Annotated in this window: 17 protein-coding genes, 1 tRNA gene and 1 CRISPR repeat array; of the genes, 1 reads left to right on the top strand and 17 read right to left on the bottom strand. The window is 53.6% G+C overall.

Annotation, left to right across the window (positions count from 1 at the left end):
* The 16 genes from tnpA to METAL_RS07765 form a co-directional block, all read right to left on the bottom strand.
* The coding region (gene tnpA, locus METAL_RS07690) for an IS66 family insertion sequence element accessory protein TnpA (RefSeq protein WP_005371152.1) at positions 1 to 265 on the bottom strand (265 nt) is incomplete at its 3' end.
* Between the two features lie 77 nt (positions 266 to 342).
* Positions 343 to 2813: direct repeats of the CRISPR family, unit length 29 nt; unit sequence CGGTTCATCCCCACACTCGTGGGGAACAC.
* Between the two features lie 85 nt (positions 2814 to 2898).
* Positions 2899 to 3204, bottom strand: a complete 306-nt coding sequence (gene cas2e / locus METAL_RS07695) for a type I-E CRISPR-associated endoribonuclease Cas2e (protein ID WP_005371153.1) — start codon at positions 3202 to 3204, stop codon at positions 2899 to 2901.
* Positions 3185 to 4096 carry a type I-E CRISPR-associated endonuclease Cas1e gene (cas1e, locus tag METAL_RS07700; RefSeq protein ID WP_005371155.1) on the bottom strand — a complete coding sequence of 304 codons (912 nt, stop codon included), beginning with the start codon at positions 4094 to 4096 and terminating at the stop codon, positions 3185 to 3187. The genes cas2e and cas1e overlap by 20 nt, the downstream gene beginning before the upstream one ends.
* A gap of 19 nt (positions 4097 to 4115) precedes the next feature.
* On the bottom strand, positions 4116 to 4538 hold the full coding sequence (gene hepT, locus METAL_RS07705) for a type VII toxin-antitoxin system HepT family RNase toxin (RefSeq protein WP_005371157.1): 423 nt from the start codon (positions 4536 to 4538) through the stop codon (positions 4116 to 4118).
* Positions 4531 to 4905 (bottom strand): type VII toxin-antitoxin system MntA family adenylyltransferase antitoxin, encoded by a 375-nt coding sequence (mntA, locus tag METAL_RS07710; RefSeq protein ID WP_005371158.1) that lies wholly within the window; start codon positions 4903 to 4905, stop codon positions 4531 to 4533. Before mntA ends, hepT begins: the two co-directional genes overlap by 8 nt.
* 25 nt (positions 4906 to 4930) lie before the next feature.
* Positions 4931 to 5362, bottom strand: coding sequence for a type II toxin-antitoxin system VapC family toxin (locus METAL_RS07715; protein WP_005371159.1), 432 nt, complete (start codon positions 5360 to 5362; stop codon positions 4931 to 4933).
* Positions 5340 to 5606 carry a hypothetical protein gene (locus METAL_RS07720; protein ID WP_005371160.1) on the bottom strand — a complete coding sequence of 89 codons (267 nt, stop codon included), beginning with the start codon at positions 5604 to 5606 and terminating at the stop codon, positions 5340 to 5342. The genes METAL_RS07715 and METAL_RS07720 overlap by 23 nt, the downstream gene beginning before the upstream one ends.
* A gap of 41 nt (positions 5607 to 5647) precedes the next feature.
* On the bottom strand, positions 5648 to 6265 hold the full coding sequence (cas6e, locus tag METAL_RS07725; protein ID WP_005371161.1) for a type I-E CRISPR-associated protein Cas6/Cse3/CasE: 618 nt from the start codon (positions 6263 to 6265) through the stop codon (positions 5648 to 5650).
* Positions 6252 to 6905: a type I-E CRISPR-associated protein Cas5/CasD gene (cas5e, locus tag METAL_RS07730; RefSeq protein WP_005371163.1), complete on the bottom strand. Its 654-nt coding sequence runs from the start codon at positions 6903 to 6905 to the stop codon at positions 6252 to 6254. The genes cas6e and cas5e overlap by 14 nt, the downstream gene beginning before the upstream one ends.
* A gap of 5 nt (positions 6906 to 6910) precedes the next feature.
* Positions 6911 to 8038, bottom strand: coding sequence for a type I-E CRISPR-associated protein Cas7/Cse4/CasC (gene cas7e / locus METAL_RS07735; protein WP_005371166.1), 1128 nt, complete (start codon positions 8036 to 8038; stop codon positions 6911 to 6913).
* A gap of 16 nt (positions 8039 to 8054) precedes the next feature.
* The gene (gene casB / locus METAL_RS07740) at positions 8055 to 8513 is read right to left on the bottom strand and encodes a type I-E CRISPR-associated protein Cse2/CasB (protein ID WP_005371168.1); all 459 of its coding nucleotides are present in this window, start codon (positions 8511 to 8513) and stop codon (positions 8055 to 8057) included.
* Entirely contained in the window at positions 8510 to 10000 is a 1491-nt protein-coding gene (gene casA / locus METAL_RS07745; protein ID WP_005371170.1) for a type I-E CRISPR-associated protein Cse1/CasA, read from the bottom strand. Before casA ends, casB begins: the two co-directional genes overlap by 4 nt.
* Positions 9997 to 12750: a CRISPR-associated helicase/endonuclease Cas3 gene (cas3, locus tag METAL_RS07750; RefSeq protein ID WP_005371172.1), complete on the bottom strand. Its 2754-nt coding sequence runs from the start codon at positions 12748 to 12750 to the stop codon at positions 9997 to 9999. Before cas3 ends, casA begins: the two co-directional genes overlap by 4 nt.
* Positions 12751 to 12804: 54 nt before the next feature.
* On the bottom strand, positions 12805 to 13803 hold the full coding sequence (locus METAL_RS07755; protein WP_005371173.1) for a helix-turn-helix transcriptional regulator: 999 nt from the start codon (positions 13801 to 13803) through the stop codon (positions 12805 to 12807).
* A 454-nt stretch (positions 13804 to 14257) separates the two neighbouring features.
* Positions 14258 to 14974, bottom strand: coding sequence for an RES family NAD+ phosphorylase (locus tag METAL_RS07760; protein ID WP_005371174.1), 717 nt, complete (start codon positions 14972 to 14974; stop codon positions 14258 to 14260).
* Positions 14971 to 15369, bottom strand: a complete 399-nt coding sequence (locus tag METAL_RS07765) for an MbcA/ParS/Xre antitoxin family protein (RefSeq protein WP_005371175.1) — start codon at positions 15367 to 15369, stop codon at positions 14971 to 14973. The genes METAL_RS07760 and METAL_RS07765 overlap by 4 nt, the downstream gene beginning before the upstream one ends.
* 877 nt (positions 15370 to 16246) lie before the next feature.
* Between METAL_RS07765 and METAL_RS07770 the strand changes: the two genes are divergently transcribed.
* Positions 16247 to 18466 (top strand): pentapeptide repeat-containing protein, encoded by a 2220-nt coding sequence (locus METAL_RS07770; protein WP_005371176.1) that lies wholly within the window; start codon positions 16247 to 16249, stop codon positions 18464 to 18466.
* A gap of 165 nt (positions 18467 to 18631) precedes the next feature.
* Here METAL_RS07770 and METAL_RS07775 read toward each other — a convergent pair.
* Positions 18632 to 18706, bottom strand: a tRNA-Gly gene (locus METAL_RS07775).
* Between the last annotated feature and the right edge of the window lie 62 nt (positions 18707 to 18768).

Below are 18768 nucleotides of genomic sequence, written 5' to 3' on the forward strand. Positions count from 1 at the left end.
CCGCGAGCCAACTCGCCGGCATCGAAGCCGGCAGTTCCAGGCGATGGCCCTGAGCATGGGTAAAGACAATGACCTCAGTGACAGCCGGTTGAATCTGCACCGGTATCAAGGCCGTCGAATCCTGCTTGGGTAATTTGCGATAATCGCTCAGCCGTGCTGTGAACGTACGGACATTGAGTTGCTGTGCTGCGCAATACGCGGCTTGCGACAAACCACTGCGTTGCCACGCTTCGATATGCTGACGCCATTTCGCTGTGATGGCCATGCTAAAACTCCTGATCAAAAAAATCACAGGATGCCGCAGACGAAAACTATTTTATAGGTGGCTCGGATGGACGCTTACGGTTCATCCCCACACTCGTGGGGAACACTTCTTGTGACGCTTCCCAAAATGCTCAGACACCGGTTCATCCCCACACTCGTGGGGAACACAAGCGCCAGATGTACGAAATGACAAAAGACGGCGGTTCATCCCCACACTCGTGGGGAACACAAATGCCCAACCGGTAGCAGATGAAGACGAGGCGGTTCATCCCCACACTCGTGGGGAACACACAACAACGCTAAAGATCAAGACGGCGCCGATCGGTTCATCCCCACACTCGTGGGGAACACGAACGAGGCAATATGACAGACGAAGCCACCCTCGGTTCATCCCCACACTCGTGGGGAACACACAACAACGCTAAAGATCAAGACGGCGCCGATCGGTTCATCCCCACACTCGTGGGGAACACCCTTGGCCGCCGGCGACCGGGATCTTCAATCCCGGTTCATCCCCACACTCGTGGGGAACACTCGGACTGCGGCGCGCCGTTATCGACCAGGATCGGTTCATCCCCACACTCGTGGGGAACACCAAGTTTGAGGCACGGGCGATTGATTTACATCCGGTTCATCCCCACACTCGTGGGGAACACGCCGACAGCCGATAGCGCACCCTCGATCATGTCCGGTTCATCCCCACACTCGTGGGGAACACCTGTTGGCGCAGTTCGAAGCGCATCCCCCTGGCGGTTCATCCCCACACTCGTGGGGAACACGGTTTGTTGCCTGGCCGACATCCGTCCCGGGCCGGTTCATCCCCACACTCGTGGGGAACACTCTTCTGCCTGGTCGATCAGGTCCTCATGGTGCGGTTCATCCCCACACTCGTGGGGAACACTTCTGGGTTACTCCCATTTTGCGCAAGGCGGCCGGTTCATCCCCACACTCGTGGGGAACACGCGCGTCGTGTCGCCGTGCGTGCGCAAATGGGCGGTTCATCCCCACACTCGTGGGGAACACTCCACGACCGCTTCCCGGCGCCAAAGATTCAACGGTTCATCCCCACACTCGTGGGGAACACCTGCCCGAACTAGCGCTATTGATAACCAGGAACGGTTCATCCCCACACTCGTGGGGAACACGTTGCCTCGGGAAAAATTTTTTTAGGAAAGGCCGGTTCATCCCCACACTCGTGGGGAACACCCAGTGACAAGAAGTGATGTTGCCGACAGCGCCGGTTCATCCCCACACTCGTGGGGAACACGCATGGTCCAGATCGCTCTCGGCGAACGCGACCGGTTCATCCCCACACTCGTGGGGAACACGTCGACCAATGCCAGCGGAAAGCGCATGAAATCGGTTCATCCCCACACTCGTGGGGAACACTTGCTTTGCGGGCATTGCCGAAATCCAGGGTTCGGTTCATCCCCACACTCGTGGGGAACACACCAAAATGCCATTTGGCAGTTTCTTTGGCGTCGGTTCATCCCCACACTCGTGGGGAACACACGGATGCCGCGAATACGATAGTTTTCCGGCCCGGTTCATCCCCACACTCGTGGGGAACACACGCGGTCGCTGAATTCTTCGGCGTTGATCGCCGGTTCATCCCCACACTCGTGGGGAACACCTGTACCGCTTCGAATATGGTCAGTTCGCCAGCGGTTCATCCCCACACTCGTGGGGAACACCAGCAACCGCCGGCCACCCTTGAATACGCCGACGGTTCATCCCCACACTCGTGGGGAACACCTTTTTCGACTTAGAAGTAATGAGCGTCAAGCCGGTTCATCCCCACACTCGTGGGGAACACGCCTCCGAGTTCACGGAGGCTTATTACAACGGCGGTTCATCCCCACACTCGTGGGGAACACTTCATCGTTTGCCGAGATTAAAGCGGCGATTGCGGTTCATCCCCACACTCGTGGGGAACACTAACGCGCCTCACCGGAAAAGACCGGCACTAGCGGTTCATCCCCACACTCGTGGGGAACACGTATGACGGCAATCCGGACGGCGTTCAGATTGCGGTTCATCCCCACACTCGTGGGGAACACTCGTGAGTTACGCCATCGTGCGGGAGATAAATCGGTTCATCCCCACACTCGTGGGGAACACCTGCACTCCAACCATTTCCAAGCCTTACCCTGCGGTTCATCCCCACACTCGTGGGGAACACGATACCGAGAATTACCGGGTATTTTTCTGGTACGGTTCATCCCCACACTCGTGGGGAACACTTGTCAGGAATCTCAATCTGCGCCGTCGTCATGCGGTTCATCCCCACACTCGTGGGGAACACATTTTAGCCGCTTCAACCCATACAGACTCCGGCGGTTCATCCCCACACTCGTGGGGAACACTTTTTAATCTGGGACGCAAAGCCATCCGTCACCGGTTCATCCCCACACTCGTGGGGAACACTCATCCTCTGTTAGAGTATCTGCAAAGATAAGCGGTTCATCCCCACACTCGTGGGGAACACTCAGTTTGGCATTGGCGCCAACGTAAGAAACACGGTTCATCCCCACACTCGTGGGGAACACACTTATCCTAACACATTGTTAGACAAGCGAAATAATCGCCTCAAAATTTCCACCGATTCTTTGCCGGTTTTTTAACGTTAAATTGTTAAAGAGCATTCTGATCGTTCGGGTCTTCCTCGGGATAAAACGAAACCAGTTTCAAGCCGTCCAACTCGACCGGCAGGCGGCGGTTTTTGCCCAGGGTGATGAAGTCGAAACCGGGTTCGGTATTGGTGGTCCAGACCATGACCGCGTTGCCGTCTTCGATGCCATTCTCGATTTGTACCCAGATCATTTCCCTGACTTTGACCGACAAATCGCCTACATAAACCCCGGCACGAATCTCGATCAGCCAGACGGCAAGGCGCCCCCGCAACCGGGGCGGGACGTTTTCAACTACGATGACCAACATCGCCGATGCTCTCGGGATTGGGGATGGCGGGGAGTACGGACTCTTCGGCGGGCTTGGGAATTTCCAAGTCGCCGGCGGCCAGTACGTCTTCGATGGTGGGAATGATTTTTCTCAGGATTTTGCTTTGCCGGAAAATATCGCGGCACATCAGCCGGACTTCGCGTTCCGGATCGCGGTAATTCTTCGCAGCGATTTTGAAGGCGTGCGGAATGATCTCGTCGAATTTGAACAGGTCGGCGATGTCATACACGAAAGACAACGGCTTGCCGGTATGAATGAAACCGATCGCCGGTGCGTAGCCGGCCGCCAGCACGGCCGCTTCGCAGATACCGTAGAGGCAGGCGGTAGCCGAGCTGACGCAGCGGTTGGCCATATCGCTGTTGTCCCATTCCGTCGGATCGTAGCGGCGGCCTTTCCAAGTGACGCCGGCCTGCTTGGCCAGCAGTTCGTAGGTTTTTTTTACGCGGGCGCCTTCGATGCCGCGCAATTGTTCTACGCTGCGGCGTTCGGGCGGTTTTTCGCCGAAGCGGATCTCGTACATCTTGCGCACGACCTTCAAGCGGGCGGCATCGTCCAGCGCCAGTTTGGCCTGATACAGCAAGCGGTCGGAACGCGCGCCGCCCGGCTGTCCCGAAGCATAGACCCGGACGCCCGCTTCGCCGACCCAGACCAGCAATGTGCCGGCTCTGGCGGCTAGCGCTGCGGCATGATGGGAAACGCGGGTGCCCGGTTCCAGCATGATGCAGGCGATGCTGCCGACCGGAATGTGAGTGCGGATGCCGGTTTCGTCGATCACGACAAAGGCGCCGTCTTTCACGTCGATCTGGCCTTTTTCGATGAAGACCATCGACACGCGTTCTTTCATCGCGATGGGTTTGAGTGGTGGGAGCATGAAAGATTTCCTTGTTCGATTAACGTTGAGTCGTGCATTGCCGTTTAACCTTCAAAATGAAGTCGATCAGAAAATCGTACGATCGCTCAGCCAAAACTGTCCGTAACAAGTCGGCGTCGATGGCCGGATAATCGGGCACCAAAGCATTGCGCATCCCTACAATTTTGCGCCATTGCTTCAGTTCATCCAGCGAAAGCTTTTGCAATTCGGCCAATTTGGCAAAGCTCTCGTATGCGTCCAACGGCAGGTTAAGATGTTCGGCCTTTAACCAAAATTTTGCCGTGCCGATACAGGCTCCTATCAATATCTGCAAAGCCCGTTCGGCGGCACGGCGTTCAATTCGGCTGAATGGGCGCTCTGCGGCGATAACAGACAAGCCATCAAGGTCTTCCCGGCGCTCCCGGCTATGTTGTTCGATCGAGTCGAGATAGGCTTCAGGCATAATCGAGTTCCATGCGGCTATGAATGCGGAGCGTTTCCTGCCAAAGCCGGTTTTCATCCCGGCAAAAAATGACCGTATCGGCCTGAATGATTTCAAACGCCAAAGGAATCGGCGCCTGATTGATGTCCACAATGGACAACTGAAAATCATGCAGACCTAAAGCCCGTTGCCAGTCCAGCGCGAGACACTCGGGCCGTAGCCGCTTTTCGATCGGATCGTCTTTGATGAAGCGGTTGAATGCTACGGCTAGATCGTAATCGCTGGACGCATGGGCATTGCCTTTCGCGCGCGAACCGTAGAGCCAGACGACCGCAATGTCGGAATCGTTATCGGCTAGCTCGGCGATTTTTTGCAGCAGTTCAGACATGGCATGCGTTCTCATCGAAGCCGAATCAGTCGTCCGGCAGCAGCAGGTTTTGGAATGGTTTGTGATTTTTCCAGCGATACGTGTTGAAATCGCGCCGATCGGTCGAGAGAATCCGGCCGTGGCCCAACTCTTCGGCTAAAATCACCAGGGAGGCATCGGCAAAATCCATAGGAAGATCAGCATATTTCAAAAGCAAGCGTCGCGTTCGATTGAGATGCTCCTTTTCTGTATTCACAACCTGAATAATCCCTGTTGAAATTTCATCCAGAAAAAAGGCTTGCGCCTGCGGTGAAATATTTTTAACCAAATAATGACATAATTCGGTAATGACAGGCCAAGTGGTGATCAAGTCGTCGGAAATCGATTGACTTACCGAAAGTGCAAGCAGATGGTACCTATCCTTGGGATTAGCCAACGCCGCAAAATATCCCGTATCAGCGATGACTAAATTTTTCATCGATATAGTCGCGGATATATTTTTTGTAATTGACGGAACCGTCTTCCGGTCCTTCGCCGCAGCCTACAAACTTACTTTGCAGCAAGGCTTTCATTTTGCTTCCCGGCTGCTGTTTTTGCCTGAGTTCGCCCGCTTTATCCGCGAGCAGTTCCTTGATGATCTGGGTCACGGTTTCGCCGGTTTGCTCTTTAATAAACTGCAAGTTTTTCTCGCTTTGCTCGTCTAATTTTGCGTTGATTCTCATGGCATTACCTCATTGTATGAATTGTCATACGGACTGTAACATTAAATCCTGGCGATAGATAGCAAGCCGCAGCCGAAGGCTTTGGCAGGGCCAATACCTTGAGTTATTTCCTGCTTAAATAGGGTTGCATCAGTGACAGTCAATATGCCGTCGAACAGCACGGTTTGAATTTTACCGCTTCGGCCTTCTTTAATTTTGCGAAAATATAGAACGGGTTCCGGCTGCATCGTCAGTGTTTCCAGTCGCGCAAAAGTTTGTAGCTTACGTTCCAGCCAGGCCTGCTGCTGTTCTTCTTGCAACAAAGGAACGCGCACGGTTTTCGTATAGGTTTTGCCTTTTTTCTCGAATGTGCCTTTGTCGCTGTCCTTAATCGTTTTGATCGGATTAGCGCGCAGGCGAAAGCGAAAGTGTTGGCCGTTCTGCACATTCAAATCGTATTCGCGTTGAGCGAGAAGCGACGGGCTTTGGACGCTGCTTTGAGGTTGTAAAGTGGACTGTAAAAGAACATTGGCTCCAATGCCTTTTTGCATCTGTTCAACCCGAAATAAAAAATCCCGCGTTGATTCATCCTGTCCCGGAAACAGACGCCAGAGCGCCTGATGAAACTGATAAGGGTTTTTCGCCTGATGCCAGGGAATATGAATTTTACTCAGATACATGGAGCGCTCCTTGAACGGCGGTCATAAACACGGTTCGGCTGGCGAATTGGCGCGGTTGATGAATGATCGGCACATCCCGTTTTTTAAGAGGTATCGCGCCGGGACTATTCTCTTCGCTATAAAGGGTGCCTTGATTCGCTCCAGTTTGCGCCAATGCCGTCAGAGCGGATTCGGCGGCAATCTTCGTTTCAAACAGCGGTCTGGCTAATGGGCAGCTGCGCCGCCCCAGTACTGGTGTGTAGATCGGCTGCTTAATTGCCTGCTCGATAGCGGCCAAATTTAGCGGTGCATCCACATTTGCCCAAATTGCTACCGTGTAACAGGCATCTTGCCAATATTCCCGCCAGGTCTGAATGGTGTCATGGCTTTTGAGGCCGCGATAATCTTCTCTCGCATCCTTGACGGTATGGTAATCGGTCATTTTTTGTCCTTGCCGGTCGACTCGTACGGCAAACGAAACGCTGGCTGCCAAATCTTGCAACCGTTGCCGGTCGGTACGGTCGATCCCTAAGCATGCTCCGAGCAAACCCAACAAAGCACTGCGTCCGGGGAACAGCTCAGAGGGCCGTAAGCCTTCAAAGCTCTCCCGCCCCCATGCCTGCATCGGGCCTTGCAGTTTTAAGATCAGATAGTCGCGCATGGCTTTTAACCTTGACCGTTGTTTCTGAGCCAGTTTTCAAGATCAGGCAGAGAGGATTTGGCCACAATTCCCGCTGGCAGCGCGACTTCATCCAAAGCGAATTCGGCGCAGCGTTCCGCCAAACCGTAGCCGCGATGCACTTTATCCCAATAGGCGTTTAATTCTTTGATCGACGGTTCTCTAAAGCCGCCGGTTTTATAGTCCGCCGGCACTGGTTTTTCAAAGGCGTTGGCTAGCGAAATCGGTTGATGGGCAAAGCTGACCAACGCAACGTCAGCCAGATTGTGCGCGGCAAAGCTTTGCTGCTTGGCGCTGGGAACTTCGGTTGCCAGCATGTGTAAAACATGCGCGGCAATGTCGAGCGCTTTTGTACGGCTGTTGTCCGTTTCTGCCGCTTTCATGTCCGGCAGTAATCCGAGATTTACTTGCAGCTGCTTGAGATTCAGGCTGGCATAACGGTAGAAAACCCCGGACGAAAACTCCTGCGTATCCAAATGCCCCGACCCCAATTCCTGCAAGTCGTCGACGGCGGTAAACCAGTCGATATCGGCATCGACGGCATGGGTGGTGATGGCGTGGGCGACAGCCAAGGCGCCATCGATTTTGCCGACTTCGCTCATCAAACCGGAAGTCGCCATCCGTCCCGACAAGGCAATGTCCATACCTCTCGCAAGGGCTTGGCGAAAGGCTTGGCCGTCTTTTTCGATTTGTTTTTGCAATTTTTTCGGGTCGATGCCATCGGACTCCATCGTTGTGATTTGCTCGCAAAAATATGCGACTTCTTCCAATACCCAGGGTGCAACCGCATCACCCTTGGCATCTTCGGCGCTGGCATCTTTGCCGGAGATATAGCTGATCGCTTGTTTGATCAGTTTTTCCTCGTAACGCCCCGAAAGAGCGGCAATGGTTTGCGTTTGAAAATCCGCCAGATGCTTGGTGCGCACGCTGGGTTCCCCCAAGTGTTCGCGATAATAATCGCTATGGCGCATCGTGCGCTTCAAACTCTGACTGGAAACACGCACTCGGCGCTTGCCACCGAAAATCGCCGATTTTTGCATATTCATGTCGTCGCGGTTTAGGCAAGAGGGGCTGTGGGAAATCAGTATGTGGAAATTGATAAAGTTCTCGTTCATGGTTTGTTCCTTTGCATTAAGCGGATTCTTTGGTTTTGCTGTTTTGATAGAAGAAGAAGTCTTCCAAGAGCTGGCGTTTGGCGCGGTCGTTCCAGAAATACAGGGTTTTCGCCGCTGAGGGCCAATCCAGCTTCGGCTCGGCCTGTTTGAGCAGCCGTCTCAACTGGATCAGGTCATTCGGGTCCTGAGAACGAATCACCATAAACAGGCGCTTCTCGTTGATGTTGGCTTTTGCCAGCGCTTTGCCCAGCGAATCGCCGTTGTTCTGGTGCTTGATTAGCGGCAGGCAAAACACCAAGCGCTGCATATTTTTGCTCGCCTTGTTGTCTTGCAATAGCCGATAGAAAGCAGGGATTTCAAGCAAGTCGTCCGGTTGCACGACACGCTTGAGTTCGGCTTGTGGGCCGGGTTTCAGCTTTTGGTAATGTTCATACAAAGCCATAAAATCCGGTCCCTTGTTTTCTCCTACACTCATGTATTCGCTCCTTCCGGTTTCAGTTCTTGCAGGGATTTATTTAAGGATCGCCTCGCCAGTGCCAAGGCTTTCAGCATCTTGGGTTCTTGCCGATAGGGTTCGGTCGCTTGTTCGAACAAAGCGGTCACCATTGCCTTGAGCTTGCCGTTTTGGGCATTTAATGCCGCCGATGGTGCGGCGTAATCGACGGAGGCCAAGCTGTAATGCAGCAGGTTTTCCGTTTGCTGGTAATAGTTCGTTTCAGCAGGCTCACAAAGATTGATGCCGGAACCATGCACTTTGTCTTTAATGCCGACCGCAAACAGGTACAGCGCCTTTCTTAACGCCGTTTTGTAAGCCAGGCCGGCCGCGATGATCTGGTGAATTACTTCGCCGTGTGTCGCCCAGCCCTGCGCCAGGCTGAACAATTCGTGACGGCGTTCTAAAATCGTAGCCTGGTTGTTGCGGTAGCCGCCGACGATCAATTGAATTTTATCGGATGCCATGAAGGTTCTGGCTTGTTGAATCACCGGTGCGGTCTGTTGGCCTTCCTTATCGGTTTGCTGATCGACAACCAAACGGCTTAAATGTGTCCAGGTCGGCGCTGTCGTGGTAAAGGATGGAAATTTTTCTTCTTTCTCGCCTTTTTTAACGGTAAAAATACGGGCGGATAGGGGATGCGGCCAAACGCCTTCTACCGTGTAATTAAATTTGGCCTTGTTAAAACCGTCATATACCGGTTCTATGCAACCACAACAACTGCAGCAACCGGAAGCCTTTGGCGGCAAAAGCTCGAAATGCGCCGGCTGCCACAGCAAACCTCGATTAAGGCCGATCGTGGACGCAGCGATTTTGACATCGGCTTTGACGGTGTCCAGATAATTCGGCAATTGGTCCTTCGTATTTTGATACCACGGCATCGCGGCTTCCGCTGTTTCTTCGGTCAATACGTTTAACCAGATGGTTTGCCGTAGTTCCTTTCCCCGGATCAAAATCGTAATGGGCGTACTGCCGCGCAAGCTCCCCTTAAAACCGCCGCCCATACTTGGACAGTTGTTGGCCGCATTGAACAATGCAATGGCTGCACAACCGCCGCATAAAACTTCACCCAGCCCTTGCGGGTTAACGAAGGCTTTATTAGTGCCGTCAGCTACGCCTGCCAGCAATTTATCCATGCCTGTCGGTTGGGTGGATTTGACGCCGCGAATTTGCATGAACGGGGTCTTCGCGTGATTCAGATCGAACCAAGACATTTTTTCCCGGCTGATTTCGACATAGTCCTGTGCCGTCATCGGTTGTTGGATATATTGTCCCAATTCCTTTTTGTTCTTGGGCGTAAACAGGACTTGCGTTATGGCGCAAAGCAACTGCAAACAGGCCAATTCCATGTCGTCGCGCGGCAGGCAAAGCTCGCCGCTTTGTTCGCCACACAGCAGTTGCTGCAAAGTAATCTTTTGGTAACTGCCTTGTTGCTGGATGGGTATCCAAGCATCTGTCAGTAAGTTCATGCGTTCTCCTCGATTGGGTCAATGCGGATGAGGCCGGTATCGGGATGATACAAATAAGTATCATTGTAGTGTTTAGCTATAAATTGATCGTTTTCTTGACGTTGCATAGAGAGCCAAATTAACCCCTCTTGATCGGGTTTCGGTAATCGATCGTGTTTTCCCCAACTGCTTGGTACGGCAACGCTGTTCAGATTGATGGCTTCCGATCGTTGACTTTCATCCATCTCATCGATCATTTTGCCGTTTAACAGGCATTGCCGTCCCTGTGGGTCGAGATAGACAGGAATGACGTTCAGGCTCATGTCCCCGTCACGGGTAAGGACGGAAACATTCGCATCATTATCCGAAAGCTCGTGCATGCTGCTGTTAATCAACTGCTTCGCCAACATCTTGCTGGTGTAGCGTTCTTTATCGTAGGCGTCGTAGCTTTTCAGCACCGATTCAGGTTCATCCGGCCATGTATTTTCATCATAAACTTTCTCGATCCAATCCCTATAAGCTGTCGGAAAGGTGATTTTTAAATCTTCGTTACCTCCGGTAGTTTCCAAAAGCCGCTGAGTGCGCCAAAGCACCCGACTGTTGCCGTAGATGACTTCGTGCAACGCATAATCCGGCTCGGCCGGCAGCAGTACGGTACAAATCGGATTGGCAAAAAACTTCGGTCTGCTCGGCCGATTTTTGACATGACGATGCAAACGGCCCATGCGTTGAAACAATAAATCCGCCGGGCAAAGCTGAGTTACCAGCCAGTCGAAGTCGAGATCGAGAGATTGCTCGACCACTTGCGTCGCTATCAATAAATGACCTTGGTTTCTGATATTTTCCGGGTGTGGTTCGGGTCCGAACCAATCCAGGACCTTACGCTCCTTGTCCTGGCGGTGGCCGAAGATGAAGCGGGAATGGAACAGCAGGCATTGCTCCGCTGTGAGTGTTGCCGATTGTTCGATGAGTGCCTGGCAGCGTTGGTAAAGCTGCTGGGCGTCAGCGACCAGATTGCACACCAGGCAAACTTGCGCGCCTTGTTCAACCGCGTCCAGTAACCGTTGCAGGAACGAGGCGTCCGGCAATAGTTCGGGATATTTTATTAGCTCTAGACCGATAGTAACCGGTTTAGGCTGCTGCTCGGGCATCTCCATGAGATCGAAAGTTTCAACTTGTCCGGCGCTGTAATGGCTGATAATCGGATAAGTCTGATTGACGACCTCATATTGACATGCCCATGCCGCAGCCAGCTGCCGTTTTTGCCCGGACGGCAACGTCGCTGACAGTAAAATCGCACTGCCGCCGGCAAGGCGTTGCTGTTCCAGCACGGCATCCATGAGTCCATACATGTAACTGTCATAGGCATGAACTTCGTCGATGATCAAAACGCTTCGGCCCAGGCCGAATCCGCGCACAAATTTATGCTTGACCGGCAACACCGATACGAAGACTTGGTCGACCGTGCACACCCCAATCTGGCCGAGAAAAACCCGTTTACGGCTTTGTGCCAGCCAGTTGCCGCATTGCACCCAGGCTTCTTCATTGCCTTGGGCGGTTTGCGGGCGACAGGCTTGTTTTAAATCGATGAAATCTTGTTGATATTTGGCTCGCCCGTGCGCTAGTACGACATTGGTCTGATTGGCAAACAGCAGCGGCGCGACTTTTTCCAGACGGCTCAACATCGCATTGGCGGTCGCCTGGGTCGGTAAGGCAAACACAATGCTGTCGGCCAGCCCCAAAGCTAATAATTGCCAGGCATAAGCCAATGCCGTTTCGGTTTTGCCCGAGCCGGTGGAAGCTTCGATCAGCGTCATGCCGGGCGTTTTGGGTAGATGTTCGATCAGGCACTGGACTTGTCTGGGAGAGTTGCCATTCAGTAACACATCGATCGATTGATAAGGGTGAATCTGGCTGATAACGCCGGCTTCCCGTAAGACAGTTCCGGCAATTTCCAACCGCTGCTCATACCACTGGGTTAATTTTTCAAGATCAGGACATGGCTGATCGTCATAGGGAAACCAATCGCACGACCCCAACCAATCAGCGACCGAACAAAATCCTGCCAGCATCGTCGCCGGCGATTGCTTATTTTTGGTTTGCTCAAGTAGCGGCGGCGTATCCGCCAATGTTAGCCCTGCAGGAACAAGAAATAACCGTTCTAAAGCTTGAAGCCACTGTAACCTGGCTTGCTTGAAAGTATCCAACAGGGTTTCGGAAGCGAATAGGCTATATTTCGGCGCGTCTTTCTCGTGTTCGCCTGGCACAATACCGTGATGGCCGACCACCGGCGCCAGCCAACTTGACCAGGCCAGCCATTCATCATTATCGTCAAAGTAAAAATCGCCGTCCCCGGAAGAGAAGCGCGGATGTTGATCGCGATAAAACCAGTAAAGCCCGGCCGGCCCGTGGTTATATTCTTTAATTGCTTGGCCGGTCAGTTGTGTAGGAATGGCATTCAATTCGGCATTGACGTTTTCCCAGGCTTCTCGCGCCTTGCGCTGGAAGCGCAAATCGAATTTGCCGTAATCATGTAAAGCGATAAAAAACAGTAGCCATGCCCGGCTTTTTTCTTCATCCAATCCAGTAATGTCCGTGAAACAACGTTTAATATCGTAGCTCCGGTTCAGCCAAATATTAGCAACTGCCGCCACATCCAGACAATGATAAGGCAGCAAATGATAAGCCGGACCTCCGCTATCAGTTTCAGGTTTAGCCTTGCCCCAATAGCGGTAATACAACGGAATTTCTTTATTCGTTTCTTCTGCCATCGTCAATGTCGCCGGTTTTTTTAACTCGAAATTGCATTATCCATAGCCACCGTATCATTCGATGATCCCAATCTCGTCTTTTCGGTAAATTTTTTTCATCTCCTGGATTTCATCCCGAACGGCCTGCCTTAAAAACGCCGGTTCGAGGACTTCGACATGGCGGCCGTGTTTGAGGATGTCCATCAACAATTCGCGGTGGTCGCCGAACGGGAAGGCGAGTTCGTAGCTGCTGTCGTCGAGCCAGCGGCCCTGTTGTTCGGAATGCCAGTGTTCGTCTTTGATCCAGCGGGCGCGTTCGGGGGTGAATTTGAGTTTGGCGAGATGCTCGGCTTTGCCTGAAAAGATGCCGTAGGCGGAAGAGAAATAGGTATCCAGCTCGGCGCGGGGAATGATTTTGGCGGGCCGGTCGAGCCGGGCGGCGGTTTGGATGTTTTCGACCGCAAAAATGCGCAGCTCGTTTTTCAGGTGGCACCAGGCGTCGAGATACCAGTTGTCGCGGTAATGAACCAGGGTCTGCGGCGATACGTCGCGTTCGGTCGTTTCGCCGTCGCTGCGCGCCTTGTAGGTCAAACGCAGCTGCCGGCGGTCGAACAACGCGGAGGCGATTTTGTTGAACAGCGGATTGATGCCTTTTTGCCGGGCAGCCATGGCGAGGATTTTGACGCTTTCGAGTTTGCGTCCGGCGCTGGTGTTATCCAACGCGAGCAATTTCTCTACGCGCTTTTGCAACTGGATCACGTGTTCGCCGAAGATGCCTTGTGACAGTTTGCTGAGCAGCGTGTGGCAGGTCAACAATCCCCAAAGTTCATCGGCGCTAAACCACAATCCGGGCAATTCATAGGGATGCGCACCATTTTCATTGCCATAGGTGTAGCCGTTCAATTGCCGGTTGTACACGATCGGCGCAGCGAAGTGGTTGCGCATCAGGCTTATCAAGCGTTTGACGGTGATTTCGGAACATTCCAGTTGTTCCTGAAGGTCTCTATTGGCGATCGGCGTACGGCGGCCGGATAGGATATGGTGCAGTTGGTAAATACGTTCGAAGCGTTCCATGTCTGGATACTAGGCCTTAGAGTGAGGACAATATAAACGCTCAAGTGGTTTTATTCGGTATTCAAAACCACTTGAGAGATTCACTTATTGTAGTCTAATTTTTAGCAGCGACCAGCCCTGGTTTGCTTTGGACATTAATAAGGCGTGAGAGTTGTCATGGTTAATTGCTCTTTAATGTGGGTTTGTGTTGGGTAGGGTCATCCATGGGCTTATTCAAGGCGGTGAAACCGGCTACGTAATATCGATATTGATCAGTTTGGAACAATGATCCTTACAGGGGGCGAATGAAGCGTTACGCGAAATCCGTATTCCAAAGGTTTCATGGTTAGTGCACGGCTTCCAGTTGCGAAGCCGTAAGAATTTTACCGGTGTTTCGCCATCCCGGCAGCCAATAGTCCGGAAAATAATGCATGGGTTGCCCATAAAGGGTTTTTATAGGACAGTCGGGACGGCGTCAGAATGATTGCCCCGGTTGGTAACGGTTTTTTTGATAAATCTCCGTGATGGCTTCTCCGTTCCATACATAACAAAAATGCGGGCCTTGCCGAACGGGAGAGAGCACGCGCGGTTTAAAGACGGCTATACATTCCCCGCCGGCATAACGGACACTGTCGTAAACGATGCCGTTCGATCCCGTGCCGTGCAATGCTTTCGCCAGTGCTTGAGGATGGCTATAACTCTCCGGGTCGTCTGTATAAATAGCCGGCATCCGCGATTGCATCTTTCGAATATCATGCAGTTCGGAGTCCAAATCCGAAGCATAACTGCGCATGTCAATTTCTATCGGCGGCTCGTTCGTCGCCGCCAGAAACCTGGCTTTATGGAACCGGGTTTCGGCGATGGCCGTATCCATGTCGCTGCCGGCGTAGTAAACCCCATAAGTGCCGTCCGTAAACCGGCTTCCTTCGGGGGTGAGGTGAGTGAACGCAGCCATGATCGGCGTTGTTCCGGGACCCGAGATACGGTCTTCGAAGGGAACCCGCATGATGTCGCCCGATTCGTCCAACAACCGGTCATTGGTCAGCGCTTCGATGGCGAAAACAATGTCCAGGTCTTCCGGCTCGGCGACCCGGTCGAATAATCCGGACGGCGGAAACCGGCTCGGCACCAGCCGCCAACAGGGCCGCCAGACCACACGATTGATCGGCGGCGTCGGCATATGATTCATCATCCGCGCTGCCCGTCGAGGTATTGCCGGACGATATACAAATCGATGACGCGGCCTTTCAGCATTCGGTCAAGCGCGGATTTGCCTTGAAACAAGGCTACGGAATTCGGGCGCTTGATCCATTGGTCGGCCGCTTCGGGTTTTGGCAATAAAATCTGCAAGGCTTTGTAAATACCGAAGATATAGGAGAGCCTTTCCAGTTTGTCGGGATTCAACTTGGCCAGTTCGGGCTGCTTTTTCCATTTGAAAAAAGTGCTGCGGGAATCCACTCCCAACAACGTCATCGCTTCCTCCGTGCTGAGCTTCCAGGCTTCCGCGATATTAAAAAAAGTCCGTAACGCACTTTTTGCCACCGTGGCCTGGTCAAGGCCGGGGCGGTCTTTTGCGATAGATAACACGCCGTACCTCCTAAATGGGTTTATTTATGTATTATAATAAAAATTAAGTCTATATATGGACTTTGTCAAGCATTTTGTCTTTTTCCTAGGAATTTATCTTGGGCTTGTAGTCTGCGAACGGCCGGTTCGTGTAGTAGGCCGGATATTGGCATGCCCAGCGTGTGTAGAAGCGGCTTCAGCCGCGACCGAGGCATCTGTCGAGGCGGAAGCTGCCTCTACAACGATTCGCATTCGGGAAGTTAATTACTGACCAAATCCTAGGTAAACGTCTTTTCTGCTTCCGAATAGAAACCTGGATTAGAGTATTTTCATATTGTTTCCATATCGTTGCCCGACGTGTGGATGGCGATCATGTTTCGGAATATTGTATTGATCCGAAACCATGCCATTGGAAATGTCGGGTACAAAAAGCGCGTACCCGACCTACAGGGCTGCGGCAATTTTGTGAAAAGAATTGCCTTGTGTCGGCATGTTCGGAAAACGGTTCCCGGAGATTCGCCGACCGGTTGCCGGAACGGGGAAATGGCTTACGCCGCTGGTGCGCGATGCCCATAGCGATAAGAACGGGCTGCTTGTTAGTGCGGCGCCGTTCGGTTCGGGTAACCTGCTTTTTTGAGGGCGGATATCGAGCAGGCGCGCCGGCCCGGCCATCTAACCGCGAGAGCCTACGGTGAGATGCGGCCCGGGCCGACGCCAAACGATTTTTTCCCGCCGTTACGAAGCGAAGCCCGAAGCCGTGTACCGCGAATCGGCGTCGTCTCTGTTCACGCGTCTTCGTGCCTCCGGTAACGTAGCGGGCATTCAAGCCAAACCCGAAGGATCGATTCGGGACATTGGCAACTCAAAACCCAGTAAGCCGCTTTTCGTATTCGCCGCCATGACCAGCCCTGCATTGTCTCCCAACCCCGAAAATTCTCCGCACATCGAGAAACTGCTGGATTCGGCCAATTCCGCCTCGCAGACGGTGGCGGCGCTGCATGTCGCGTTCATCGCGTTCGCCGCCTATCTCGGCGTGATCGTCTGGGGAACCACGCACGAGGATCTGCTCCGGATCAGTCCGGTCAAGCTGCCGATTCTGGATGTGGAATTGCCGCTGACGGCTTTTTATTCGTTCGCCCCGTGGATGGTCGTGCTGCTGCATTTCAATCTGCTGATGCAACTGGAGCTGCTTTCCTGCAAGCTCTGGAATCTGGACCACGATTTGCCCAATACTTCGGCCGGGCAACAAATCCGCGACCGCCTGTTCATCTTTCCTTTTACGCACCTGATCGTCGGGAGGTCCAATGTCTGGCTGATACGCTGGCTGCTGTCGCTGATCGTCGGCATTACGATCATTGCCTTGCCTTTATTCATGCTGCTGGCAGCGCAAATCCGTTTTCTGCCGTTTCACGATGAGGCGATCACCTGGTCCCAGCGGCTCGCGGTCTGGGTCGACGCGGTCATGCTGGTCGCGCTCTGGCCGCTGATTGCATCGCCGCAGGACCGGGCTGGGGAATGGTGGCAAAACTTCGCCTTCAAGCTGTTCGGGTATTGGCCGGCCTCGCTCCACTATCTGTGCGAACTGGGATGGAACCGGTCGGTCCGGGCGATCCAGCGGCGCTGGCCGAACCGGCATCTGCGCGAAGTCGCCCTGCGGCCGGTTCAGCAAACCGGAACCGAACCCAAGGGAATGATCGTTCTGATGGTGTCGCTGCCGCTGGTGGTTTTGTTGAGCCTGGTCGCGGTGATACCCGGCAGGATGACCGTCCAGGCTTATTACAGCCCGGCGAAAAGCGATGCTGGAAACGGCTCTCCGGAGCAGGACTCCGGGTATTTCGAAGATTGGCTGATCCGGAAAGTGCCCGAAACTTGGCTGAGCGTCGCGGTGCATAAACAGGGGACCATATCCTGCACTTCGCTGGAGCGGGCCGAAAAAACCGAAGCTTCGATTCTTCAGGTGATGCTGGGGCCCTGTGCGTGGTTCGACTTGAGCTTTTTTTCGCGCAATCTGAATCTGAAGGAAAGGCGCCTGGTACCGAAAGAAGTCTCTTTGTCCCTGCTGACGCGCGCAACGGACCCGAACAAGGCAATCCGCGATGCGGCCTTCAAGGAGTTCGACGGCCTCAATTTGCAAAAGCGCGATCTACGTTTCGCCAATTTGCAGGGAGCCCAATTACCCAAGGCGGACATTCGCCATGTCCAACTGCAGGGCGCTGTGCTGCTGAGAGCAAAGCTCCAGGGGGTGGCTGGCTGGGACAAGACGCAACTGCAGGGCGCGATCCTGGGAGGTACGCAACTACAAGGCGCGGTCCTGGTCGAAGCGGATTTGCAGGGCGCGGACCTGCGCGGTGCCGACCTCCAGGGCGCCGACCTGAGCTGGGCGAACTTGCAGAGTGCGGACCTGCGCGGGGCGAACCTGCAGGGCGTGGATCTGCGTGGGGCAAAACTGCAGGGTGCCGACCTGCGAGGCGCGAAACTGCAGGGCGCTACGCTGCGCAAGGCGAATCTGCAAGGCGCGGATCTGGTTTACGCGGAATTGCAGGGCGCGGACCTGGTCCTGGCCGATCTGCAGGGGGCGGAGCTGCGGGAAACGCAACTGCAGGGGAGCGATTGGTCTGCCGCCAATCTCGACGGTATCTTTATTGCCGATCATGCCTCGCTGGAGTGGGATGCACAGCAACAGCGCAGCCTGGAAGCGATGCTGAAACCGTTACTCGATGATGAAAAATTCAGCGCCCTGCAGAAACGGATGAAACAGGTCGGCACCGGTTTGTCGCCGGGCAAAGCGGCCAGCCGGACAAATTGTTACAGCGATCACCGCGTCTTGTTGGGATGCAAATACAAGAGTCCGGCGCAGCTGGATGTTTATCGCACCAAAGTGCTGCACCCTAAACTGATCGACCTGGCCTGTTCGGACCCGGCGATTGCCGCCGGTATCGCAAGACGGGCTTTCAACAACTCAACGGAGGATAACCCGGATTCCGGACTGGCGGCGGCCCTGCTCAAAGTGCTCGAGGCGCCGAAGTCCTGCGCAGGCTTGGCCGGCTTGTCGGAACAGACCCGCCTGAAACTGCGGGATACTGCGGAACTCCGCAAGAATGCGGAAAAGCCCCGGTAGCCGCACTGGCCGCATCGTCCATAGGTGCTGTATCCGGCTCGGATTTTGGCCGGTTGAGGAGGGATAATACCGGGTGCATCAAACCCTTGAAGTTGAATTTGAGCGACACGCTATTGGTTTTCGATACAAAAAAGCCGCGAGTTCCGCGGCTTTTTTGTCATATTTTGGAGCGGGAAACGAGATTCGAACTCGCGACCCCAACCTTGGCAAGGTTGTGCTCTACCACTGAGCTATTCCCGCGCTAGAAATTATTCGCAAATTATATAGTATTTACAGAATGTGTCAAATAATTTTTACAGCGC

The sequence above is a fragment of the Methylomicrobium album BG8 genome (assembly GCF_000214275.2).
Classification (GTDB): Bacteria; Pseudomonadota; Gammaproteobacteria; order Methylococcales; family Methylomonadaceae; genus Methylomicrobium; species Methylomicrobium agile.